Annotated in this window: 14 protein-coding genes and 1 pseudogene; 2 read left to right on the top strand and 13 right to left on the bottom strand. The window is 70.2% G+C overall.

The genetic code is table 11. The features are described from left to right. Positions 1-30: 30 nt before the first annotated feature. From M3U25_RS19005 to M3U25_RS18975, 7 genes are all read right to left on the bottom strand, one after another. A complete protein-coding gene (locus M3U25_RS19005; RefSeq protein ID WP_355503425.1) occupies positions 31-1,395 on the bottom strand; it encodes a peptidoglycan-binding domain-containing protein in 1,365 nt (454 codons plus the stop codon). Between the two features lie 69 nt (positions 1,396-1,464). Continuing rightward, on the bottom strand, positions 1,465-2,016 hold the full coding sequence (locus tag M3U25_RS19000; protein ID WP_355503427.1) for a lysozyme inhibitor LprI family protein: 552 nt from the start codon (positions 2,014-2,016) through the stop codon (positions 1,465-1,467). Positions 2,017-2,234: 218 nt separating this feature from the next. Beyond that, entirely contained in the window at positions 2,235-4,139 is a 1,905-nt protein-coding gene (locus M3U25_RS18995; RefSeq protein WP_355503429.1) for an XVIPCD domain-containing protein, read from the bottom strand. Between the two features lie 155 nt (positions 4,140-4,294). Continuing rightward, entirely contained in the window at positions 4,295-5,080 is a 786-nt protein-coding gene (locus tag M3U25_RS18990; RefSeq protein ID WP_355503431.1) for a hypothetical protein, read from the bottom strand. Between the two features lie 389 nt (positions 5,081-5,469). Then, positions 5,470-6,390, bottom strand: coding sequence for a hypothetical protein (locus tag M3U25_RS18985; protein ID WP_355503433.1), 921 nt, complete (start codon positions 6,388-6,390; stop codon positions 5,470-5,472). Positions 6,391-6,503: 113 nt separating this feature from the next. Beyond that, on the bottom strand, positions 6,504-7,304 hold the full coding sequence (locus M3U25_RS18980) for an N-acetylmuramoyl-L-alanine amidase (protein ID WP_355503435.1): 801 nt from the start codon (positions 7,302-7,304) through the stop codon (positions 6,504-6,506). An 83-nt stretch (positions 7,305-7,387) separates the two neighbouring features. After that, positions 7,388-10,132, bottom strand: a complete 2,745-nt coding sequence (locus M3U25_RS18975) for a TonB-dependent receptor (protein ID WP_355503437.1) — start codon at positions 10,130-10,132, stop codon at positions 7,388-7,390. Positions 10,133-10,515: 383 nt separating this feature from the next. Between M3U25_RS18975 and M3U25_RS18970 the strand changes: the two genes are divergently transcribed. Together M3U25_RS18970 and M3U25_RS18965 are read left to right on the top strand one after the other, a co-directional pair. Further along, a complete protein-coding gene (locus M3U25_RS18970; protein WP_355503439.1) occupies positions 10,516-11,910 on the top strand; it encodes an SH3 domain-containing protein in 1,395 nt (464 codons plus the stop codon). Next, a complete protein-coding gene (locus M3U25_RS18965) occupies positions 11,907-13,010 on the top strand; it encodes a dipeptide epimerase (protein WP_355503441.1) in 1,104 nt (367 codons plus the stop codon). The genes M3U25_RS18970 and M3U25_RS18965 overlap by 4 nt, the downstream gene beginning before the upstream one ends. A gap of 288 nt (positions 13,011-13,298) precedes the next feature. Here M3U25_RS18965 and M3U25_RS18960 read toward each other — a convergent pair whose 3' ends face one another. From M3U25_RS18960 to M3U25_RS18935, 6 genes and pseudogenes are all read right to left on the bottom strand, one after another. Continuing rightward, positions 13,299-14,264 carry a glycoside hydrolase family 43 protein gene (locus M3U25_RS18960; RefSeq protein WP_311195521.1) on the bottom strand — a complete coding sequence of 322 codons (966 nt, stop codon included), beginning with the start codon at positions 14,262-14,264 and terminating at the stop codon, positions 13,299-13,301. Positions 14,265-14,300: 36 nt separating this feature from the next. Continuing rightward, positions 14,301-15,758: pseudogene (locus M3U25_RS18955) on the bottom strand (MFS transporter); the annotation flags it as partial. 31 nt (positions 15,759-15,789) lie between these two features. After that, positions 15,790-18,483 carry a glycoside hydrolase family 3 C-terminal domain-containing protein gene (locus M3U25_RS18950; RefSeq protein ID WP_355503443.1) on the bottom strand — a complete coding sequence of 898 codons (2,694 nt, stop codon included), beginning with the start codon at positions 18,481-18,483 and terminating at the stop codon, positions 15,790-15,792. Beyond that, positions 18,483-20,177, bottom strand: a complete 1,695-nt coding sequence (locus M3U25_RS18945; RefSeq protein ID WP_355503445.1) for a glycoside hydrolase family 43 protein — start codon at positions 20,175-20,177, stop codon at positions 18,483-18,485. The genes M3U25_RS18950 and M3U25_RS18945 overlap by 1 nt, the downstream gene beginning before the upstream one ends. Next, positions 20,177-22,156 carry a sialate O-acetylesterase gene (locus tag M3U25_RS18940; protein ID WP_355503466.1) on the bottom strand — a complete coding sequence of 660 codons (1,980 nt, stop codon included), beginning with the start codon at positions 22,154-22,156 and terminating at the stop codon, positions 20,177-20,179. The genes M3U25_RS18945 and M3U25_RS18940 overlap by 1 nt, the downstream gene beginning before the upstream one ends. Continuing rightward, positions 22,153-24,297 (bottom strand): alpha-glucuronidase family glycosyl hydrolase, encoded by a 2,145-nt coding sequence (locus tag M3U25_RS18935; protein WP_355503447.1) that lies wholly within the window; start codon positions 24,295-24,297, stop codon positions 22,153-22,155. The genes M3U25_RS18940 and M3U25_RS18935 overlap by 4 nt, the downstream gene beginning before the upstream one ends. Positions 24,298-24,351 lie beyond the last annotated feature (54 nt).

Raw genomic sequence — 24,351 nt, 5'->3', positions numbered from 1 at the left:
CGTGCCGATGACCGCCCTGCGCAGTGCGCATCAACGCCCCGGCGTCTGCGCCTGGGTCTGGGTGCGCTGCTGGTCCTGCACCTGCCGCTCCTGCGCCTGGCGCTGGGTTTCGGCCGCCAACTGCTGCTGGCTCTGCTCCAGCGGCACGGTCGCCGCCTGCTGGCGATCGACGTAGGCGCGGTGCACGTCGTGCGCGTTTTCCGGATTGCGCTGTACCGCGATCATGCCGCGGCCATCGGTGCTGGCGACCAGGTCGTCGATGCGCGACATGCCGCTGACCTTGGCCTCGAACGCCAATTGCCCGGCCGCGCGCTGCATGGACTCGCGGTCGCCGTAGCCACCGTTGCGCCCTTGCTTTTCCAGCTGCGCGACCGCCTGGTCGAACAACGGATTGTCGCGCCGCAACTGCTCCACGCCCTGCTGCCGCTGCACGCTGCGCTCGATCGCCGCCAGCGTCTCCGGGCCGGCCTTGCCGTCCACGCCCTTCAGGTGCTGGTCCTGCTGGAACTTCTCCACCGCCGCTTCGGTCTTGGGGCCGTAGGTGCCGATCGCATCCTTGGCCTCCAGGTAGCCGAGCGTGGCCAGCTTCTCCTGCAGGCCCTTCACCGCCTCGCCCTGCGCATTGCGCGCCAGCACGCCGCCGTGCGCGGCCGGTTCGCGCTGGCCGTCATGCGGCTTCGGCGCGGTGTGCGCGTCGCGCTGCTCGCCGGGCTTGGCCACGGTCTTGCCGAGGTCGGCCAGCTTGAGCAGGTCGGCCTTCTCGTTCTCGGCACGGTTCTGCAGCGAATCCAGGGTCTTCTGCTTGTGCACGCGCGGGAACAGCTCCTTGACGTGCTCGGCCTTGTAGTCCTGCACCGCGCTGACGATCTCCTTGTCGGAGATCTTCGACAGGTCGGCCTGCTTGCCGAACTTCTCCTCCATGGCGCGCAGGAACACGCCGGAGCCGCCGGGCTTCTTGTCGCTGCCGGGGCCGTACTGGACCGCGGTGCTCCACATCGCATCCTGCACTGCCGGGCCGCGGTCGGACAGGTCCAGGCCCTTGTCCTTGAGCCGGTCGACCAGTTTGTCGAAGTGGGTGCGCTTGATGTAGTCGTGCTGTTCCTGGCCGAAGCCGGGGTCGGTCTTGGCCAGCTCCTTCCACTTGGCGCTGAAGGCGTCCGAGCCCGGCTTGAGGCCGGCGAAGTCGTCGCTGTACTTGCTGTCCTTGACGAAGGCGGCGACGGTGCCGCCGTTGATGACCTTGCCCTCGCGGGTGGTGGTCTGCGAGGTCATCTGATACGAGCCGTAGGACACGCCGCCCGGGTCGTCGACGCCGGAGGACACCGTCGACGCGCCGCGGCCGCCGGTCTCGTAGTGCTTGGAGGTCTGGCCCAGTTCCCAATCCTTGTCGCTCATCGCGTTCTCCTTGGCAGGACGCGCGGCGTGGAAGGCGCCGCGCGTCGGGGTTCAATGCAGAGGGTGAAATCAGTGCGCTTCGAGTTCGTCGGCGCGGCGTGCGGTCATTTCCAGGCGGCATTCGGCCGCATCCACGCGCTCGGCCTGGCCGCCGTCCGGATCGGCGACGCACTTCTCGTCGCGCTCGGCGATCCACTTGCGCTGCCGCTCGCGCAGCGCATGCTGTTCGGCCTCGCCGAGCTTGGCCATCGCCGCCTTGTAGGCGGTGTTGAGGCGCTGGTCCTGGTAGGCGTGTTCGTCGGAAATGCAGTCCAGCATCGCCGGGGTGGCGCCGCCGGCGGCGGTGATGCAGGTGTCGTAGGACGGTCGCAGCACGGGGGAATCTCCTGAAGCGGGGGAAGGGCTGGGCGCCGCCGGCGCCGCGGCCGGCGTGGCGGCACCCGCGTCGGCCTGGGTGCCGGCCTCGTGCGCGGCGGCAGGGGCCGCCGCGGCAGCGGCGTCCGCCGCCGGAGCGGCCGGTGCCTGCGTCTGGCTGGGCGTGGAAGACGGCGCACTGCACGCGGCAGTGGCCACGCACAACAGCAGCAGGGAAGAGCGGTGGAAAGCCTTGGCGATGGCCATGGTCGGATTGCGTCCTTGTCGTTTGCGCGAGCGGAAAGGCGAGGTTCTAATCGATCGTGACGCACGCTGTCCATCGCACGCGGCGATGGCGGGTGCTGGTGTTTGGCCTGCGTTGGGCAATGTCGCGCCGGCGCATGCGTGGCAAGGGCCGCCGCCATCGCCATGCACCACCGCCGCCGCGCGACATGCGCGACGGCGACCGTGGCCGGAAGCACCGATCAGCGCGGCGCCTGGGCCTTTTCGCGCTGCGGGTCCGGCTGCTGCGGCTGCTCCTGCGCCTGCCGCTGGGTTTCGGCGGCCAGCTGCTGCTGGCTGCGCTCCAGCGGCACCGTCGCGGCCTGCTGCCTGTCCACGTAGGCACGATTGACGTCGTGCGGATTGTCGGGATTGCGCTGCACCGCGATCAGGCCGCGGCGGTCGCCGCTGAGCACCAGGTCGTCGATGCGATTCATGCCGCTGACCTTGGCTTCGAACGCGACCTGGCCGGCGGCACGCTGCATCTCCTCGGCGCTCTTGAAGCCGCCGTTGGGTCCCTGCTTCTGCAGGTGGTCCATGGCCTGCTTGTACAGCGGGTTGTCGGCCAACGCCGCCGCGTCGGCCTTGGCCGGCGCCGGCTGCTTGGCGATCGCCTCCAGCGTGGCCTTGTCGGCGATGCCGGTCGCCGCCAGGCCCTTCTCGCGTTGCAGGTTGGCGACCACTTCCTTGGTGCGATCGCCGTAGTAGCCGGTGCCGCTGAGCAGCTTGCCCTGGTCGTCCTTGATGCCCAGTTCGATCAGGCGCTGCTGCATCGCCTTGACGTCGGCGCCCTGCTCGCCCGGCTTCAGCGCCGTGCGCGGCTCCTGTGCGCCCTGCGTCTGCGCCTGGGTCTGCTGGCGGTCCTGCAGCAGGTCGCGGCCCTTGGCCAGCGGATCGGAGGCGAACAGCTTGGCGTTCTGGTGCGTGGCCAGGTAGTCGTCCAGCGGCATGGTGTTGACGCCCTTGCTGCCGGTGGACTGGCTGACCAGCAGCTCGCCGCTCTTGGGATCGCGCACGACCATCATGATGTGGTCGATGCCCTTCCAGTGTTCGTGCGCGGTCTTGCCCGAATCCACGCCGATGACCATGCCTTCCTTGAGCGCGCCGGGCTTGAACACGTCCTTGCCCTGCAGCAGCACGCCGGAGCTGTCGAAGGCCTTCTTGACGATCTCGCCGGAGCCGGACATGCCTTGCACCAGCATGTCCTTCTGGGTGAACACGTCGCGCCCGGCCTTGCGGTTGATCTCGTTCATCGTCGCGTTCTGCAGCTCGGTCACCCAGCCGGAGCAATCGATGTAGCCCTGCGACAGGTGCTTGCCGTCCACGCCGGGGTGGTAGTACTTGCTGCTCTTGACGTTGATCGCGTACTTCACGTCGTCGTGCTTGACCCCCAGGTCGTAGGCGGCGGTCAGCGCGATGCCGTCGTGGCCGCCCTGCTTGCCGCCAGCGTGCGTCGGCGTGCGTGCCGGCGCGGCCTGGCCCTCGGCGAGCGGCTTGATGCCCTTTTCCGGGATCGCGATGTGGTCGTACTTGGCGTCCCAGTACTTCACGAAGGCCTTGGCCATGTCCTGGTCGGACAGCGTCTTGAAGTCGGCCAGCGAGGTGCCGGTGTAGGCCTGGAACTGGCGCGCGCCCTGCGCGTCCTTTTCACCGGGAACGTTGTTGAGGAGGTTGGCGCGGGTCCCCTTCAGCTCGAAGTGGCCGGTGGCGATGGCGGCCTGGATCGAGCGGTAGCCGCCGGCGCCCTGCTGGTGCGCCATGTACATGTCCAGGCCGTCGGGCTGCGCCTTGCCGGACAGGTAGGCGCGGCCGTCGCGTTCGTGCTGGCGGGTCAGGCTGTTGCGGTTGTCCTGGTACATGCGCGCAGCGGCATCGGTGTTGGCCACCGCGTCGAGTTCGCGGCCGCGGATGCCGTAGGCGCTGGCGGCGCCGGGCGTGAACTGGAACAGGCCCTTGGCGCTGTTGGGACCGCGACTGGCCTGCTCGTCGAAGCGGCCGCCGGTTTCGATGTAGGCGAAACGCATGAAGTCGTCGACCGGAATCTGCCGCTGCCTGGCTTCCCGCTCGATGATGTCGAGATTCTCTGCCTTGGTGGTATCGCGTGCCATCTCGTGTAACTCCTGGAGGTTGAGGTACGGCCATCGCGGCCGCCTGGGTCAACCGAGCTCGTCCGTGAGCTTGTTAGTGCGCGGTCAACAGAACGATTGCGTACTGCGGAACATCGGGTGCTGCGTCCACCGGCGCGCCGCCGCGCGCCGTGGGGTCATGCGTCGGGCGTCGGCTGGTACTGGCCGCTGTCCGGGTCGAAGGCGTACTGCAGCACGTCGCCGGCATCGAGCAGGCGCGCGCGGCCGGGAGCGGCGATCACGGTGCCGTGCAGCGCCACCCGCAGCGCCGGCATGCGCTGGCCGGGGACCGCCTGGAATTCCAGGGTGCCGGTGCTGGACACGTGCGGTACCACGCCGTCCGGGTCGCTGGCCGCTTCGTTGTCCTCGCCGGCCGCCACCGTGCCGCAATAGACCCAGCTGCGGTAATCGCCGAGGTCATGCCGGTTCGGGTCGAACACGAACAACGCGAAGCCGGCCTCGGTGATGCCGTTGCCGAAGCGCGTGGTGGGCAGGGCCAGCAGCAACCGGCCGTCGTCCAGCGCATGCTGCTGCGGCGCGCGCGTGGTGTCGAACGCATCGGCGCGCGCGTAGGCGCCGAAGCTGCCGACGTAGCGCTGCGCGTGCAGCACCATCCACGGCCGCTCGCCGCCGGGCGTGGTCAGCAGGAAGGTGGCGGCACCGAGCGAGACGCCCTCGCCCGGGTTCGGGAAGGTTTCCGCATCGTCGATGCCGTACCGGCCCGGCGTGGCATAGCTGAAACCGGTGTAGTAGCGCTTGCCGTCCAGTTCGACATGCTGGCCGCCCCAGAAATTCACCACCGCGCCGTTGTCGATCTCGTAGGACACGGCGCCATCGCCGTCCCAGCCGTAGATCAGGTACAGCACGCTGCCCGCATCGGGTGGCACTTCGGGAGCGGCGGCGCGCGTGTTGTCGTTCGACATGTCCAGAACATCCTGTATTCGGTGAAGAAGCCGGAAGAACCCACCTGCCACATTCCGACGCATCCCGCCGCCGTGTCCGCCCTGACGCAGGCGGCGCACGAGGCGGACGCGACGCCTGGGGCGGAGCGCGAACACGCCCCGCTGGCGCGGTTTCGGACGGAACGACGGTGACGTGCACTGCGGCCCCGAGCAGGGGCGGTGATGGCGGTCGCGCATGGCGAACCGCACGCCGGCAATCCACACCGGCATTTTCGGGCGAGTGCAGCATCCCATGCCGCTCGCGAATGACTCGCCTGATCATCAGGCCCCGTGGGGCGCATCTTAAACCAGGTCCCGCGCCCGACACCACCGCGGCGACGCGCGCCCGCGCCCGCTCCCCGCGCCGTCCGTCAGCGGTCCAGCGGCGGGGTGTACTGCTGCTTGGCGGGGTCGTAGGTGTAGGTGACGGCGTCGGCCGGGCCCAGCGTGCGGACCTTGCCCGGCCCGTCCACCGCCGTGCCCTGCAGGGCGATCCGCAGCGATGGCACGTTGCCGCTGGCCGGCGGCACGAAGCTCAGCGTGCCGGTGCTGGTGGCGCACTTCATGGTGCCCTGGTCGTCGCAGGCGGCGCTGTTGTCCTCGCCGGCGGCGACCGTGCCCAGGTACACCCAGCCCTTGTAGTCGCCCAGGTCGTTCTTGTTCGGGTCGAAGGTGAAGATCGCGAAGCCGGCAGTGGTGATGCCGTCGGCGAAGCGGGTGGTCGGCAGCGCCAGCAGCAGGTGGCCGTCCTGGGTGGTGGTGCTCTGCGGCTTGCGCTGTTCGTCCAGGGTGTCGGCCTCGCCGTCGGAGCCGAAGTCGCCGGCCCAGCGCTGCGCATGGAACAGGGTCCAGGTCGGCTTTCCGCCGGCGCTGTCGAGCACGTAGGTGGCCTGGCTGATGCTGACGGTGGCGGCCGGATCGGGCATGTCCTGGTCGCTGCCCTGGTCGCCGGGCTTGTCGTACTTGCCGCCGGTGGCATTGGCGAACCCGGTGTAATACTGCTTGCCACCAAGGTCGAAGCGGTAGCCGTACCAGAAGCTGGCCACCGCGCCATTGTCGATGGCGTAGGACGCCGAGCCGTCGCCCTTGGCGCCGTAGATGTCGGCCAGTACCTGGCCCGGCGCCGGCACCTCGGCGGCGGCCGGCTGTGCCGCCGCGGCGGCGGGCGCTGCGGGCGCGGCCGCGCTTGCCGTCGCCGGGGTCTGCGTGGCCGGCGCATCGGCAGTCTTGTCCTTGCACCCACCCAACAACAGGAAGGTGGCCGCCCACAGGGCCGTGGTTCCTCGCCTCATCGCACTGCGTCCTTTGAAGTCCGTTGGCGCGCGATGCTACCAAGAACCGCGGCGGCGCCAAGTGACAGGCGTGCACGCCGCCAAGACCGACGCTGGCGGCGCGGCGCGCCGGCTCAGGGCGCGTCCGGCTCCATCGCCGGGAGCGGCTGCGGCCGCGCCAGCAGTGGCTGGGTCAGCGCGTACAGGATGCGCAGGTCTTCGGCGTCGAAGGCGGTGGCGTCGTTGCCGCGGTAGTGATGGTGGAAGGCGCGCAGGGTCGCGGCGCGGTCGTCGACGGGATAGCCGATCAGCGCCAGCGCCTGCCACGGATCGAAGCCGGGCGGGGCCGGCGGCGTGTCGACGGCCGGCCAGCGGCCGAAGCCGGCCTCGGCCAGTTGCTTCCACGGGAACAGCGGGCCCGGGTCGACCTTGCGCGAGGGCGCGAAGTCCTCGTGCCCGACCACCTGGGTGCGTGGGATGCGCAGGCGTGTGCACAGGTCTTCGAGCAGCACCAGCAGACTGGCGATCTGTTGCGGCGCGAACGGGGTCTTGCCGTCGTTGTCCAGTTCGATGCCGATCGAGGCGGAGTTGATGTCGGTGATGGTGCCCCAGCGCCCGGCGCCGCCATGCCAGGCGCGATCCTGGTCGGCGACCAGTTGGTAGCGCGTGCCGTCGCGGCCGATCAGGTAGTGCGCGCTGACCTTGCCCTTGCTGTTGTGCGAGCGCAGCGTGTCCAGGCTCTGCTGCACCGAGTGCTGGTCGGTGTAGTGGATGACGATCAGGATCGGCCGGCGCGTGTCGTAGTTGGGCGACGGCACCCAGGTGGCCAGCGGATTGCGCTGCGGCGCGTGCGCGCAGGCCCCGAGCAGCGCCAGCATGCCCAGCAACAGCAGCCGACGCACGGCGGACAGGGACGGCACGGGAACGCGGGTCATGGACACTTCCTGGTCGGGGTCGCACAAGCGTACGCAATCGGCGCGGTGGCGGCGTGCAAACGCGCGTCGACGGCCACGCGCGCTCAGAAGCGGTAGTTGAAGTTGACGTACCACTGCCGGCCGATCGCGCCGTACACCCGCGGGAAGTACGGCCAGGTGGTGTAGGTGTCGTCGCGCGGATGCAGCGCGTCGAACACGTTGAGCACGCTCAGGCCGACGGTGGCCTTGTCGGTGATCTGCTTGGCGAGGTCGACGTTCCACACCAGGTAGGGCGCGACCCGGCCGCGCTCGGCGTAATCGGGCCGCGAGCCGTAGCGGTAGCCGTACACGCTGGCCGACCAGTCGCCGCGGCTCCAGTTCGCGCGCCAGTTGCTGCGCGTGCGGAACGCCAGGTAGTCGACGTCGTTCATCACGTCCACCGGCTGCGCACCGGCGAACTGCACCACCTCCATCCGCAGCACCCGGGTCAGGCCCCCCTGCAGGCCGAGCGTGCCCCAGGCGCCGAGGTCGAGGTCGTAGCGCAGGCTGGCGTCGATGCCGTCGGTACGCATCAGCGACTGGTTGATGGGAAAGGTCTTGAACGCGGTGATCTGGCCTTCGCTGGTCAGGTCGGTGCCGGGGCTGCGCGTGACCGCGTCCAGGTAGAAGCGGCAGGCCGCCGAGGCGGTGTCCACCGCCGCGCCGGCGCGGTCGCGGCCGAGCAGGCAGTTGGCGTTGTTCTCCAGCAGGGTTTCGCTGGAGATGGCTTCGACCCGGCCCTTGAGTTCGATGCGGTAGTAATCCAGGCTCAGCGACAGCGCCGGCAGCGCATCCCAGACCACGCCGAACGTGGTCGACTTGCCGGTCTCCTCGCGCAGCAGCGGATTGGAGGCCTGGGTGGAGAAGGTCTGGTACTCGTGCGCGCTCGCGCAGGCCGCCGACAGCGGATCCAGGCCGTCGCGGCGGCACAGGTATTCGTCGACCACGGTGGGGTTGTTGGCGCTGGTGCCGGCGTAGATCCATAGCAGGTCCGGCGCGCGGAAGCTGGTGGCATGGCTGCCGCGCAGCAGCAGGGTGTCGAACGGACGCCACTCCAGCCCGGCCTGCCAGGTGGCTGCGCCATCGACCGCGGTGATGTCGTCGTAGGCGTCGTAGCGCGCGGCCAGGGTGGCGCTGAGCCGGCTGGCGATCGGCACGCGCAACTCCAGGCCGGCGGCGTAGCGCTTGCGCGGGCCGCCGCCCGGGGTCTGGGTGAGGTTGTAGATGCGCTCGCTTCCGGTGTAGTCGACGGTGGTGCGCGGATCCGGCTGCAGGTCGTAGGTCTGCCGCGCCGCTTCCAGCACGGTGGCGACCTGCACCATGCCCGCCGGCAGTTCGAACAGGTCGCCGCTGACCACGAACTGGGCCTGGTCGGTGGCCGATTCGCCGCGGCTGACCACCTCGGTGGTGAGCTGCTGGTACAGCGCCGGGCTGCCGGGCGCGAACAGCCGGTCCGGGCGCACGCGGCGGATTTCGGTGCCGTCCGGCCGATAGCCCAGCACAGGGCCGAAGTAGTAATCGCGCACCGCATTGGTGAGGAAGCGCGGGCGCCGCGTGGTGATGTCGTAGCGCGACAGCGACACGCTGGCATCCCAGTCGAACCGCCCGCCGAAGGCCTTGCCGCGCACACCGGCGTTGAGGTTCCAGCTGCGCTCGTCGTAGTCGATGGTCTTGATGCCGCCGACCTCGTCGGGCAGGAAGATGCGCTGCGCGGTGACCAGCCCCAGGTCCGGATCGTAGGCGGTGAACGCGCCCTCGCCGATGTAGTAGTGGGTCTGGCTGGAGCTCTTGTCCTGCGAACGGTTGGCCAGCAGTTGCGCGTAGGCGACGACGTCGTGGCCGAGCTCGGCATCGCCGGCCAGGTAGGCCGAGGTCTTGCCATAGCCGTTCTGCACCGAGCGCCCGGCGTAGTAGTCGAACGCGCCGCAGCGGTTGGGCGCGGCCAGGCTGTCGCTGGTGCGGTAGGGACGGAACGCCGGATTGGTCGCGGCGCAGGCCGCGGCCAGCGCCTGCGGCGAGGTCGACAGCGTGCCCGCCTGCGGCCACAGATAGGTGGTGCCGCGGCGCAGGTACACGCCGGAGATCGACACGTTGGGCGAGCTGGGATCGGCCTTGTTGGCCGGATGGTCGTCGTAGGAATCCATGAAGCCGCGCTGGCGGGCGACGATGGGTTCGCGATCCAGCCGCTCGAAGGCGTAGGTGACACTCCAGCCCTCGCCGCGGCGCCCGCCGGTCCACTGCAGTTGCCCGGTATCGCCGCCGCCGCGGGTGGTGGTGCCGGCGCGCACGCGCAGGCTGTCGCCCTGGAAATCACGCTTGGTGATGATGTTGACCACGCCGGCCACTGCGTCGGAGCCGTAGATGGCCGAGGCGCCGCCGCTCATCACCTCGATGCGCTCCACCGCCGCCGCCGGAATGCTGCCCAGGCTGACCGCGGTGCCGTTGGCGCCGTAGGACTGCGGATAATCGGCCATGCGCTTGCCGTTGAGCAGGATCAGCTGGTAGCCCGGCCCCAGCCCGCGCAGGTTGAGGTACTGGCCGTTGGGTGAGCTGCCGGTCTGGTCGCTTTCGTTGAAGGTGCTGCCGCTGAATTGGGTCAGCGTGCCCAGCGACTCCCATACCGTGCTGAAGCCCTGCTTGCGGATGTCCTCGGCGGTGATGACGGTGACCGGCGCCGGGCCTTCCACCTGCGCGCGGGCGATGCGCGAGCCGGTGACCAGCACCGCGTCGAGATCGCGTGGCGTCGCCGCCTGTTCCTGCGCCAATGCCGGCAAGGCCGCGGCCAGCGTCGTCAGCGACGCCAACGCCATGCGCACGGGTCGCAAGGAAACGGGACGACGAACGATTCGCATGGGCACGCGGCTCTCCTGCATGGCGCGGGTGGATGGCGCGAACGCTGCGGGCGTGGCCACGGCCGCGCGCCTGTCCCTGGCGTCCACGCACACGGCGATGACGCGTGCACGGCACGCGGCCATCGTGTTGCGGTGCTGCATCTTGCCGAGCGGACGCGGCGCTGCCGTGCGGTGCCTGCACGTTCCCCAGCGCCATCGCCGCTCTCCCCCTGTGCAGTCGGATGTAACACGCGCTCGCAAAACCTGTCAACGCAGCGCCTTGACAGGAAAAAACCGGGAATCGAAGATCCTGGCGTCGGCGCGCAGCACGCGCCAGCCTTCTTTCCAGACAGCGGGATGCCATGATCACGATGCGCGGCCTGTGCCTGTTGCTCGCCGTGGCGGCGAGCGGCGGCATCGCACCAGCACGCGCCACCGACGCCATGCCGCTGCAGGCACAGCCGGCGCAGTTGCAGGCCGCGCACTGGATCGCACGGCTGCCGGCGGCATCGCCGCCGCTGCTGCAGGCGTCGCAGCGCGCCGTGTTCAACGCCCGACTGCTGCACGACGATCCGTCGATGCACGATCTGGCCACGCTGCCGGCGCAACTGCCCGGCGCGCAGGTGCGCGCGCAGATCCTGGCATTGTCGGCACCGCCGACGCGCACGCTCTACGACACCCGGGGCGCCGCACTCGATGCTGTGCGTCTGCAGGCACTGCAGCGCGCGCTAGCGCTGGACGCGCTGCCGGCACAGGTGCAGCCGCGCTACGCCTTGGTGGTGCAACGCGCCGACCTGCGGCGCTTCCCGACCGCCGAACGCGTGTTCAGCGACCGCGACGATCGCGACATCGATCGTCTCCAGGAATCGGCGCTGTCTCCGGGCAGCCCGGTGGCGATCCTGCATGCCAGTGCCGATGGGCAGTGGCTGTTCGTGCTGGCCAACAACTACGCTGCCTGGATCGCCCGCGATCGTATCGCCGAGAGCGACCGCGCCAGCGTACTTGCCTACGCGCAGCGCACGCCGCGACTGCTGGTCACCGGCGCGCGCGCGGCCACCGTGTTCACCCCGGAGCTGCCGGCGGCCTCGCAGGTGGCACTGGACATGGGCAGCGCGCTGCCGCTGCTGCGCGACTGGCCGCCGCTGCAGGCGGTCAACGGCCAGTCACCGCTGGCCGCCTACGTGGTGCAGTTGCCGCTGCGCGACCGCGACGGACGGCTGCAACTGGTGCCCGCACTGGTGCCGCGCAGCGCCGACGTCGCCGAGGCGCCGCTGCCGGCCACGCCGCAGATGTTGCTGCAGCAGGCGTTCAAGTTCCTCGGCGAGCGCTACGGCTGGGGCAACAGTTACGACGCGCGCGACTGCAGCGGCTTCGTGGTCGACCTCCACCGCAGCCTCGGCATCGAGCTGCCGCGCAACACCGGCGACCAGGCCCGCAGTCCGGCACTGGCGTCGGTGCCCTACACCGCCACCGACCCGCTGCCGCAGCGGCAACAGGCGCTGGCGCGGCTGCGCGTCGGCGACCTGGTCTACATCCCCGGCCACGTGATGCTGGTGATCGGCCACGAGGATGGCCAGACCTGGGTGATCCACGACGTGGCCGGCGCCAGCTACCGCGATGCCGCCGGCCAGGTGCAGCGCGTGCGCCTCAACGGCGTGTCGGTGACCCCGCTGGAGCCGCTGCTGCTCGGCGACGGCACGCCGTTCATCGACCGCATCACCCGCATCCAGCGCCTGCGCGCGCCGACCACCGAATGAAGATCACCGAGATCCGCCTGGGCATGCTGCGCGTGCCGCTGAAGACCCCGTTCAAGACCGCGCTGCGCACCGTGCAGGCGATCGAGGACGTGGTGGTCATGGTCCACACCGACGATGGCCGGATCGGCCATGGCAGCGCACCGGCGACCCCGCCGATCACCGGCGACACCCACGGATCGATCATCGCGGCGATCGAACGCTGCCTGGCGCCGCGCCTGATCGGCGAGGACATCGCCGACCTGCAGCGCCTGCGCGGCCTGATCCAGGGCGCGCTGGAACACAACAGCAGCGCCAAGGCGGCGCTGGAGATCGCCGTGCACGACCTGTGGGCGCAACAGCATGGTGCGCCGCTGTACCGGCTGCTTGGCGGCGGCACGCCGCAGCTGACCACCGACCTCACCATCAGCGTGAACGCCGTGGACACGATGGTGGCCGATGCGCTGTCGGCACTGGCGCGCGGCTTCGTGGCGCTGAAGATCAAGATCGGCACCGATCTCGCCGAGGACATCGCACGGGTCAAGGCGATCCACGCTGCGGTCGCCGGCCGCGCGCAGCTGCGGCTAGACGCCAACCAGGGCTGGACGCCGAAGCAGGCGGTGCAGGCGATGCACGCGCTGGAGCGCGCCGGCGTGACGCTGGAGCTGCTGGAGCAGCCGGTCAAGGCCGGCGACGTGGACGGCCTGCAGTACGTGACCGAGCGCGTGCAGACTCCGGTGATGGCCGACGAGAGCGTGTTCTCGCCGGCGCAGGCGATCGCGCTGCTGCAGCGGCGCGCGGCGGACATCGTCAACATCAAGCTGATCAAGGCCGGCGGGCTGTCCAACGCGCTGCGCATCGCCGACATCGCCGCGGTGTACGGGGTGCCGTGCATGATCGGCTGCATGCTCGAATCGAGCATCGGCGTCGCGGCGGCGGCACACCTGGCGGTGGCGCGCGCGGACGTCATCACCAAGGTCGACCTGGACGGGCCCTCGCTGGGGGCCTTCGACCCGGTGGTCGGCGGAGTGCAGTTCGACGAGGCGCAGATCCGCATCGGCGAAGCGCCGGGGCTGGGGATTCGCGAGATCCAGGGGTTGGCGTTGTTGCCGCGGTCGGTGTAGGGATGGTGCGCCTGGCTGGCTACCGAAATAGTGGGAGGGACCTCAGTCCCGACTGCTGTCGCAATCGGTCATTGGATGGCTTCACTCGTCGCGACTGAAGTCGCTCCCACAGGCGCTTACGGCGAGCCTGCCGGGTGCACTGTGGGAGGGACTTCAGTCCCGACGCATTGCGCCATCGGAAAGCACAGCACTTCGCGCGCCGTGGCTGCATGGCAGCCGGCTCCACAGGGGGTCAATGCGCCGCCTGCCAACACCGCTGGCGGCGCATTGTCACTAGGCGACGCCCTTTCATCCTCCATAGGGATCGACCGTGCGGATGCTGCCATCCGCCTCGACGTGCAGCGGCGTGCACTTGACCGAGCGCAGGTGGGTCACGCCGCCGGACAGCAGCGCGTCGTGGTAGAACAGGTACCACCGGCCTTCAAACCTGCAGATGGAGTGGTGCGTGGTCCAGCCCACCACTGGCTTGAGCAGCACGCCGCGATAGGTGAACGGGCCATACGGGCTGTCGCCCGTGGCGTAACACAGCAGGTGCGTATCGCCGGTGGAGTACGACAGGTAGTACCGGCCCTGGTCCTTGTGCAGCCACGGTCCCTCGAAGAAGCGGCGCGCGTGGTCGTCGGCGCGCAACGGCTGGCCGTGTTCGTCGAGGATGACGATTTCCCGCGTGCGCTCCGCCAGTTGCGTCATGCCAGCGTCCAGCCGGGCGATCCGCGGCCCCAGTGCCGGCGCAGCTCCCTCCGGCTCGGCGTGCAACGCGTCGTGGCGATCGTCGCGGTACTTCTGCAACTGGCCGCCCCAGATGCCGCCGAAGCAGAGGTAGTGCGCGCCATCGTCGTCCTCGAACACGGCTGGGTCGATCGAATAGGTGCCCGCGATCGGCTCGGGCTCGGCGGCGAACGGGCCCTCCGGACGGTCGGCCACCGCCACGCCGATGCGGAACAGGCCCTGCGCGTCCTTGGCCGGGAAATACAGGTAGTAGCGGCCATCGCGGGTCGCCGCATCCGGTGCCCACATCTGCCGGCTGGCCCAGGGCACGTCGCGCACATGCAGGGCCACGCCGCAGTCGGTGGCGGCGCCGTCGGGCGTGTCCATGCGCAGCACGTGGTAGTCCTCCATGCCGAAGTGACCGCCGTCGTCGTCGAACGGCGCGCCGCTGTCGATGTCGTGCGACGGATAGATGTACAGGCGCCCTTCGAACACGTGGGCCGATGGATCGGCCGTGTAGATGTGGGTGACCAGCGGCTGCGCGATGGCGTGCGCCGCGAGATGGTCCAGGTCGCTGAGTTCACTCGGGTCGGCTCCCTGCCGACGCGCCTGCAGGTCGTGTTCGATGCGACGTTCCATACGCTTGTCGATCCGATAGAAGAACAGCAGCGCCACCGCGACCAGGAACGGGATGGCGCTATAGACGCTCACGGTCAGGCGGATGCCGTCCACCACAGCCTGCGGCTGCTGCGGCGCGCCTGCCTGGTAGCCGTGGTGCGCGAGGATGCCGGCGACCAGCGCGCCGCCGATGCTGAGCCCGATCTTCAGACCGCACAGCATCGCCGAGAAGATGATCGCCGTGGCACGGCGATGGTTCTTCCATTCGGAGTAGTCGGCGACGTCGGCGATCATCGCCCACAGCAAGGGGATGGTGATGCCGTAGCAGAAGCCGTGCAGCATGAAGGCGCCGAAGGCCACGCCGATCGCCGTGGGCGGAAACACGTAGAACGCCAGCAGGAACACGGTGGAGGCCAGCAGCGCGCCGCCGAAGGCATCGCGCTTGCCGAAGCGGTCGGCCAGGCGCCGGGAAAATCCGATGCCCAGGATCATGCACAGGATCCCGCAGGCGTTGAACAGGCTGAATGCCGAGGTCGCCGGATCCTGCGGCCAGGTGAAACCGGACAGGCCCCATCCGCTGAGCAGCGCATTGACTCCGCCGATGAAGCCATTGAAGCCGGAGGCGTCGAGAAAGCCCGCCAGCGCCGCCTCGCTGAGGTAGTACTGGAAGTAGTAGATGTAGGTGCCGCCCTTCAGCGCCAGGTTGACGAAGACCAGCACCGTCAGCGCCAGCATCACCTTCCATGGCCGGTTGTGCAGCAGATCGGACAGGTCCTGCAGCACGCCGGCGCTCTGGTCCTTGGCCGGCACGATGCGCTCGCGGGTGGTGGCGAAGGTGATCAGGAAGAACAGCGTGCCCACCACCGCGAACACCGTCATCAGGCGCTCGAAGCCGCGCACGTTGTCGCCGTCGCCCAGGATCAGCACCAGCGGCAACAGCAGCACCTGGATGATGAACTGCGCGATCATCACCGCCACGAAGCGGTACGCCGACAGGCTGTTGCGCTGGGCCATGTTGCCGGTCAGCACCCCGCTGAGCGCCGAGTACGGCAGGTTGTTGGCCGCGTACACCAGCATCAGCAGGCCATAGGTGGTGAGGGCGTACAGCACCTTGCCGCGCGCGCCCAGGTCCGGAGTACTGAAGGCCAGCAGCGACAGCGCGCCGAAGGGGATCGCCGTCCACAGGATCCAGGGCCGGAACTTGCCCCAGCGGCTCGCCGTGCGGTCGGCGGCGATGCCGATCAGCGGAGTGAACACGAACGCGCCCAGCAGGCCGATCACGAAGATGATCGTCGCCGCCGTGGCCGCCGGCAATCGGTACACATCGGTGTAGAAGAACGCCAGGTAGGTGATCAGCGTCTGGAAGATGAGGTTCGCCGCCAGGTCGCCCAGGCTGTAGCCCAGCTTCTCCCGCACCGACAGCGTGTGCGCGGCGGTCTCCGCACTGCGGGGCTCAGTCACGACGCGCCTCCACGGTGAAGCGCCCACGCACGCGGGCATCGGCGCTGGAACCGCCGATCCGCACCTCGTAGCTCCCCGTCGGCACGACATAGGCGCCGCGCGCGTCGTCGTACTGACGCAGCGCCTGTTGCGCGTCCAGTTCGAAGGTCAGGGTCCGCCGCTCGCCAGGAGCGAGGTGCACACGCTGGAAGCCACGCAGCGCCTGCTGCGCATCGCCGGGCGCGGCCGCCAGCCGCCGCACGTACAGCTGCGCGACTTCGTCGCCGGCGCGCTTGCCGGTGTTGGCCACCTCCACCTGCACCGTGAGGCGCCCATCGTCGGCGATGCGCGGCGCGTCCAGGCGCAGCTTGGCGTAGTCGAACCGCGTATACGAGAGCCCGTGGCCGAACGGATACAGCGGGGTGCCGCGGAAGTAGCGGTAGGTGCGGCCTTCCATCGCGTAGTCGTCGAAGGCGGGCAGCGCCTGGTCCGCCCGGTAGAACGTCACCGGCAGGCGGCCGGCGGGATTGACCTCGCCGAACAGCGCCTGGCCCACCGCGGTGCCGCCGCGCTGCCCTGGATACCAGCTCATCAGGATCGCCGACAGATGCGTCTGTGCCCACTCCACCGCCAGCGCCGAGCCGCCGGTCAGCACCATCACCACCGGCTTGCCAGTGGCGTGCAGCGCCTCCAGCAGGGTGCGCTGCGGCGCGGGCAGGCGCAGGTCGGTGCGGTCGCCGCCGGCGAAGCCCGGATAGTCGACCTTCATCTCTTCGCCCTCGACGTCGCCGGTCAGGCCGCCGACGAACACCACCACATCCGCGTTGCGCGCGGCATCGAGCGCCTCCTCGAACGGCGGCTTGGCGCCGGGCATGCGCCAGCCCAGGCGCACGCCGGCGTCGCGCTCGGCGTCGTAGTACTCCAGCTTCACCGCATAGGCGCGGCCCGCCTGCAACTCCAGGTCCACACCGTCGGCGCGCATGCGGTCGCTGTCGGTCCAGTGATCCAGCACGAGTTTGCCGTCCACGTAGAGGCGGAAGCCGTCGTCGGCGGCCGCCTCGATCCGGTAGCGGCCCGAGACCGGCGGCAGCAGTTGGCCGCTCCAGCGGATGCTGAAATGATCGTTGGGAATGCCCTGCCCCGGCCCCGCTTCGCCGCGGGCCAGCAGGTTGTCGGTCGGCGAGCCGCGGTCCCAGCGGAAGCCGATCTGGGCATCGGTGCGGACCAGCGCCGGCGTGCCCGACAGATCGGGCGTGCGGAAGTATTCGCCGCGCAGGCCGCGTTCCGGCGAGTCCGCCGAGGGCCGCAGATACGTCGGCTCGATTAGCGGCGTGGCGCTCGGATCGTCGCGCCCTTCGACCAGATCCACGCCGCGCGCATAGCGCACCTCGATGCCCTTGGCCGCCTCGCGGATGCCCTGCAGGAGGGTGACCGGCGCCGCCGGGGTGCCGAAGTAGTTGCCGAGCAAGGCCATGGTGTCGTCGGCGGTCGGGCCGACCACGGCGATGCGCTTGAGGTCGCGCGACAGCGGCAGCACGCCATCGTTCTTCAACAGCACCAGCGATTCCTGCGCGGCCTGCAAGGCCAGCGCATCGTGCGCGGGCGCCTGGTTCACCGAGGCGGGGATCCGCGCCCAGCGCACACGTTCGGGCGGATCGAACATGCCCAGGCGCATCCGCGCGGTGAACAGGCGTGTCACCGCGTCGTCGATCTCCGCTTCGCCGATCAGCCCCTGGCGCACCGCCGCCGGCAGCGTGGCGTACTCCTGGCCGCACTCCAGTTCGGTACCGTTCTTGACCGCCAGCGCCGCGGCGGCCTCGCGGCTGGGCGCGAGGTGGTGGTGCTTCCAGATGTCGACGATGGCCCAGCAGTCCGACACCACATACCCGGTGAAGCCCCAGTCGCGGCGCAGCACGTCGCGCAGCAGGAACTGGCTGGCGCTGGCGGACTCGCCGTACACCCGGTTGTAGGCGCCCATCACCGCATCCACCTTGCCCTCCTTCACCAGCGCCTCGAACGCCGGCAGGTAGGTGTCGTAGAGGTCGCGCTTGCTGGGGCGCGCATCGAAGTGGTGGCGGTCGGCTTCCGGGCCGCTGTGCACGGCGAAATGCTTGGCGGTGGCATCGAGCTTGCGGTACACCGGATCGTCGCCCTGCAGTCCCTGCACGAAGGCCACGCCCATGCGCGCGGTGAGGTAGGGATCCTCGCCGTAGGTTTCCTGGCCGCGCCCCCAGCGCGGGTCGCGGAAGATGTTGATGTTCGGCGACCAGAAGGTCAGCCCCTGGTAGCGGCCGTGCGCACCCTCGCGCAGGAACTGGTGATGCTTGGCCCGCGCCTCGTCGCTGATGGTGGTGGCCACCTGCCCCATCAACGGCACGTCGAAGGTGGCGGCCAGCCCGATCGCCTGCGGAAACACGGTGGCTTGCCCGGCCCGCGCCACGCCGTGCAGCGCTTCGTTCCACCAGTCGTAGGCCGGCACGCCCAGGCGCTCGATCGCCGGCGCGGCGTTCTGCATCTGCGCCGCTTTCTCCTCCAGGGTCATCTGCGCGACCAGCGCCGCCGCCCGGGTCTCGAAGCTGGCGGAGGGGTCTTGCCACGGCTGGGTGTCCGCGGCATGGCCGACGCCGGCCAATGTGGTGGTGGCGCACAGGGCCAGCGTACGGAACAGGCGGCCACGAACGCCGCGACGAAAGGAAGACCTGCGCATCATCGTTTACTCCTCGAGGCGCGCTCGTCGCGCGCGAAAGGACCGAGCAGGGCGCCCACGAAGCCGCCTGCACGATCCGTACTCAACACCGTCCCGTCGACATCGTCGGCGAGGGTCTGCCAGCCTTGCCCCGCGCCGGTGTCGAACGCGAACGCATACGTGCCGTTGTCGCCCGCGATCTTCAGGCGCAGCGCGCCGGGCGCGTCCACCTCGCGGGTCGCGATGGCCCTGGTCGCGCCCTTGCCCTCGCGCGCTTCGAGGAACACCACCACGCGATCGCGGCCCACACGGCGCACGCCGAGGAAGTACCACCAGTCCTCGTTCTGGAACGCCGCAAGCCCCGCCGCCACGCCCGTCGCCGGCCGCGTCAGTGCGGTGCTGGCCTCGAACCGCAGGTGTTGCTGGCGGCGCCCCAGGAACGCGGGATTGCGCAGGGTGTCCAGGTTCTCCGGCAACGGATGCACGGCCAGGCGCCCCGGACGCGTGCGCAGGTCCGCCCAGTCCTGCTTGGGCACGCGCACGCGCAACCAGCCGCGGCCGAGCGTCGGCGCGTCGAACTCGTCGCGCTCGGCGAAGTTGCCGGTGGACGGCGCCTGCGACGCCGCGCCCTGCATCCACGACGGCGCCCTGACCGCATACGGGATGGCCTGCCCGGCCGGCAGGATCACCGGCCAGCCGTCGCGCCACTGCACCGGCAGCAGGTAGGTCTCGCGCCCGGTGTTGTAGTGGCGCACGTCGTAGGTGCGGCTGGCCAGGAACACCGCCCACCAGGAACCGTCCGGCCCTTCCACCAGGTCCGCATGCCCGGCATTGGCGATCGGCAGCGGCCGAGCGTCGGGCAGGTCGCGCTGGGTGAGGATGGGATTGCCCGCATACGGCTGGTAAGGCCCCCACACGTCGCGGCTGCGCAGCACCACCTGCGAGTGCTGCGGCCCGGTGCCGCCCTCGGCGTCGGAGAGGTAGTACCAGCCGTCGCGTCGATACAGGTGCGGCCCCTCGATCCAGATCGGGTTCTTCGCCGGCTCCACACCGCCATCGATCAGCACCTTGCGCGGCCCGACCGGGGTGAAGGTCGCCAGGTCGAGTTGCTGCATCCAGATCGCGCGGTGGCCGTCGTAGCGCGCCGGGCCGGGCGGCACGTCGTTGTTGAGCAGGTAGACGCGGCCGTCTGCATCGAAGAACAGGGATGGGTCGATGCCGCCGATGCCCGGCAGCCAGTGCGGGTCCGACCAGGGGCCGGCGGGATCGCGCGCGGTGGCGATGAAGTTGCCGCCGCTGTCCACGGCAGTGGTGACCACGTAGAACACGCCGTCGTGGTAGGCGATGGCCGGCGCGAAGATGCCGCGCGACACGCTCAGGCCGTCGAAGTCCAGCTGCGTCGGCCGGTCGATCACGTTGCCGATCTGCGTCCAGTGCACCAGGTCGGCGCTCTCGAACACGGGGATGCCGGGGAAATAGGTGAAGCTGGAATTGACCAGGTAGAACCGCCCGTTCGCGCGGACGATGCTGGGGTCGGCATGGAAGCCGGCCAGGATCGGGTTGCGGTAATGCCCGGCAGGCAGCGGCGCCTCGAAGGCCGTGTCGCGCCCGGCGTAGTCGAACCAGTCGAAGTAGACCGGCGGCGCGGGCGCGGCCCGCAGCGGCTGCAGCGCCGCGAACAGCAGCAGGAAGGCCATGGCAAGCAGCGCACGCATCAGGGAACCTCTGCAGGAAGGGAGAGTTCGAACGGCCCCGCCGGCGCGCCGGAGCTGTCGCCCAGCGTGCAGACCGGGCCGTCGGCCCAGCAGTAGCGGATGCGCGTGGCGGTTGCGGCCTGCGGGCTGCGCAGGACCACGGCGCGCCCGTCCAGGGCGGCGTCTGCATACGCACAGTGCTGCGCCTGCGTATCGCAGAGTGCGAAGCCGATGGGACCGTTCGCACCGGTCGTGACCAGCGTCCCGACGACGTCGTCGAACGCGATCCGCACCGCGCCCTGCGTGCGCGATGCCGCGCGTGGCGTTGGACCGGACGGGGCCAGTGCGCGTTCGCCGTAGACCACATGGCGCGCCGCCTGTGCCAGGCGTCGCCCCAGTTCCTGCTTGTTCGGCGGATGGATGTCGTAGGCATCGCCGATGTCGATGGCCACCGCGAGTCCGCTGTGCGGGTCTTCTGCCGCCACGCGCCGCTGCGCCTCGCGCACCTGCGCCCAGCCGCTCTCCGCCGGCGCCCGTGGCGGGCGACCGTAGCCGGCCAGTTGCACCACCAGCAACGGCAGCGCCGTGCCAAACTGCCGGCGCCAGTCATCGCGCAAACCACGCAGCCGCGTCGCGTAGGCGGCGCCCTCGCCGGTGTTGGATTCGCCCTGGTACCACAGCATCCCACGCAGCCCCTCAGCCGCGAGCGGCGCGATCATGCCGTTGTACAGCGTCGCCATGCCGGAGGCCGCATGCCACGGCGCCAGCGGCGGCGACTGTGGATCGGGCGCGACGCGGTACTGCCAGGGCGCGTCGAGGACGATCCGCGTGCCGTCGTCCAGTTCCACGGCCTGGGCGCTCGCGGGGCCTGCCAACCCGCCCTCGCCGTAGGTGTCCAGCACATTGACCACCACCGTGTTGAGGCCCGCCTTCAACAGGCCGGGCGCAAGCGCATACCGGCGCGGATCGCTCGGCGCGTTCTGGCTGCCCACGGCCACGCCGTTCACCCAGGTCATGTCCGTCTCGTCGACCGGCCCCAGCACCAGCCGAGCGCCTTGCGCCGCCTGCGCGGCGGTCAGGGTGACCTGCGTGCGGTACCAGACCATGCCGTTGTAGTCGGCCAGCGCCGGCACGCCCCAGCGCTCCCATGGCCCGAGCGCCGCCGGTGCATCCTGCCATCCGGTGCTGTCAGCGCCGGGTTGCCATGGCGTATCGCCCGGCTTGGCGCCGGCGCGTGTGCTCCACCACTGCTGCCAGTGCCGGCCCCAGCGCGCACTCGCGGCCACGGGGTCGGTGGCAGACAGCGCCAGCACGTCGAGCGCCGCGTCCATGCCGCCCTGCGCACGCAGCGCGCCGGCGCTGGTCCAGGCCTCGATCCGCGCACCGCCCCAGGCCGCCTGGATCAGCCCCATCGGCACCTTGACCGTCTTCTGCAGTTCGCGCGCGAAGTAGAAGCAGGCGGCGGAAAACTCCCGCACCGTCTGCGGCGATGCGGGTTGCCACGCCACCGCAGCCGCGAACGCCTCCTGCGGCGTGACCGCCGCGGCCTTGGGCACGGCGAACAGGCGGATGCTCGGCTGCGTGGCCGCGGCCAGTTCGCGGCTCGCATCCAGCGCGCGCCACACCGGCAGCTCCATGTTCGATTGCCCGGAACATAGCCAGACATCGCCGATCAGCACATCGCGCACGACCTGGCGCTCCTGTCCCGCACGCACTGTCATGTCGTAAGGACCGCCAGCGACGACCGACCTGAGCGTCGCACGCCAGCGGCCGCCGGCATCGGCACGTGCGGTGACGGACTGCCGGGCGAAGGTCACCGACACGGTGGCACCCGGTGCGGCGTGGCCCCAGACCGGAATCACCCGGTCGCGTTGCAGCACGGCGTGGTCCTGGAACAGCGGATGCAGCAGCGGCGGCGCCGCGTGCTGCGCCATGCAGGGGATCGCGCAACACCCCAAGGCCGCCGCCAGCAGCCGGCCGCTCCACGTCGTCGGCTTCATCGTCCATCTCCGGGTGCGGAGGGAAATTGCAGGGCCTGGTACCAGGCCAACGGGTGCGGCGGCGCGGCTTCGCCTGCGGGCAATGGCCGCCCGCTCACCGACTGGAAATACGCCACGCTGGCATCGCGCCACCACTGCGCTTCGCGCAACTGGATGCGCAGGAAGGCCGCCACCTGCGCATGTCGCTCGTCGTCCACCTTGCCGCGCAGGCCGTCCCAGGTGGCCTGCATGGCCTGCACCTGGCGCACGCCCTGCGTATAGCGCCCGACCAGCTCGTCCCACAATGGCCTTCCGGAGGCCATGCGGTGGTCCCACGGCACATGGTGGAACCACAACAGCAACGGCTCGGGTACCCGCGCCAGGTCGCCATACACGGCCGCCACCTCGGGCGCGTACTGGCCCACCGCATTGCTGCCGCGCGCAGTGCGATCGAAACCGATGCCATTGCGGTCGGCACGGTGGTAGTACACCGACGTCCAGTCCGCGCGCGGGCCGCCGTCCACCCAGGGGCCGGGGCCGTAGTGGTGGCCGCGCGCCATCAGGTGGTGCAGGCCCAATGGGGTCATGTAGTTCACCGCGGCCTCGCGCGAGCCCATCATCATCCCGACGATGGGCTGCACCACCTCGGACGTCGGCGAGAACGTCATCGCCGCCCATTCCGCGGCGATGGCGCGGGCGGAGCGGTGCGGATTCCAGGCGAGACGGCCGAACGCATACCAGTTGGCCTGGTCGAAGTGCGAGCCGCTCCAGGTGCGGTCGTTGCCGATGTTGGCGACGCCGGCGATGCCGGTCAGGGCGTGGCCTTCCAGCGAGCCGTCCACCACGTCCGCCACCGTGGAACCCGCGCCGCGGGCGTGGGTGTCGGACTGCAGCACGTCCTCGTACAGCGGCCCCAGGTACACCAGGTGCGTGGCGAAGCCGAGGTACTCCTTGGTGATCTGCAACTCCAGCATCAGCGGCGTGCGCGGCATGGCGCCGAACAGCGGATGGAAGGGCTCGCGCGGCTGGAAGTCGATGGGGCCGTTCTTGACCTGCACGATCACGTTCGGGCGGAAGGCGCCGTCGAGGCCGACGAACTCGGTGTACGCCTGCATGGCGCGATCCACCGGCACGCCGTGGGCGTAGACGAAGGCCCGCCACATCACCACGCCGCCGTGCGGCGCCAGCGCATCGGCCAGCAGGTTGGCGCCGTCGGCATGCGAACGGCCGTAGTCCTGCGGGCCGGGCTGCCCTTCCGAATTCGCCTTGACCAGGAAGCCGCCGAAATCCGGAATGCGCGCATAGATCTCATCGGCCTTGTCGCGCCACCAGCGCTGCACGGCCGGATCGCGCGGGTCGGCGGTCTTCAGCCCACCCAGCTCGATGGGTGCGCTGAAGCGCGCGCTCAGGTAGACGCGGATGCCGTAGGGCCGGAACACGTCCGCCAGCGCCGCGGCCTTGTCGAGGTAGGCCGGCGCCAGGCTCTGCGCGTTGGCGTTGACGTTGTTCAGTACCGTGCCGTTGATGCCGATCGAGGCATTGGCGCGCGCGTAGTCGGTGTAACGCGGGTCGCGCCACTCCGGCAGGCTTTGCCAGTCCCACAAGGAGCGGCCCGCATAGCCGCGCTCGACATGGCCGTCCAGGTCGTCCCAATGGTCGAGCACGCGCAACTGGATCCGTGGCGACTCGCGCACCTCCAGCGTGTCCAGCGACGCGCCGGTCTGCAGCAGCCGCAGCAGATGGAACACCCCGTAGAGCACGCCGATGTCCCGGCGCGCAGCCACCAGCAGCACCGCATGCCCATCGATGCGAGTGCGCTTGAGCAGGTAGCCCTCCTCGCCCAGCGACGCGATCTCCTCGCGGAAGGGCGCGAGCGCTGGCGACGACTGCGGCGTGCCCAGCACCACCGCGTGATCGCCGGTCGCCGCCGCCTGCAGCGCCGGCGTGCGCCCCAGCAGGCCGGTGAGGCCACGCACCAGCTCGTCGCGCGCCACGCGCTGCGTCGGCGTCCGCTCCGGCGCCACGACCTCGTCCAGGCGCACACGCTCGTCCGCTGCGCGCGCGGCGCCTTGCGAGGGCACGTAACGCATCCACAGCGCCGCGCCATCTTCCGCGCGCACGCTGCCCGCACAGGCCATCAGCCCCATGGCGACGCACGCCATCCAGTGACACCGAATGACATGCGTACGGCGCCCAAGCACCGCCAGCAAACCTTG

The organism is Xanthomonas sp. PPL134, from assembly GCF_040595915.1.
GTDB lineage: Bacteria > Pseudomonadota > Gammaproteobacteria > Xanthomonadales > Xanthomonadaceae > Xanthomonas_A > Xanthomonas_A indica.
The sequence above is the reverse complement of the archived record's forward strand: the minus strand, read 5'-3'. Positions and strand labels throughout refer to the sequence as shown.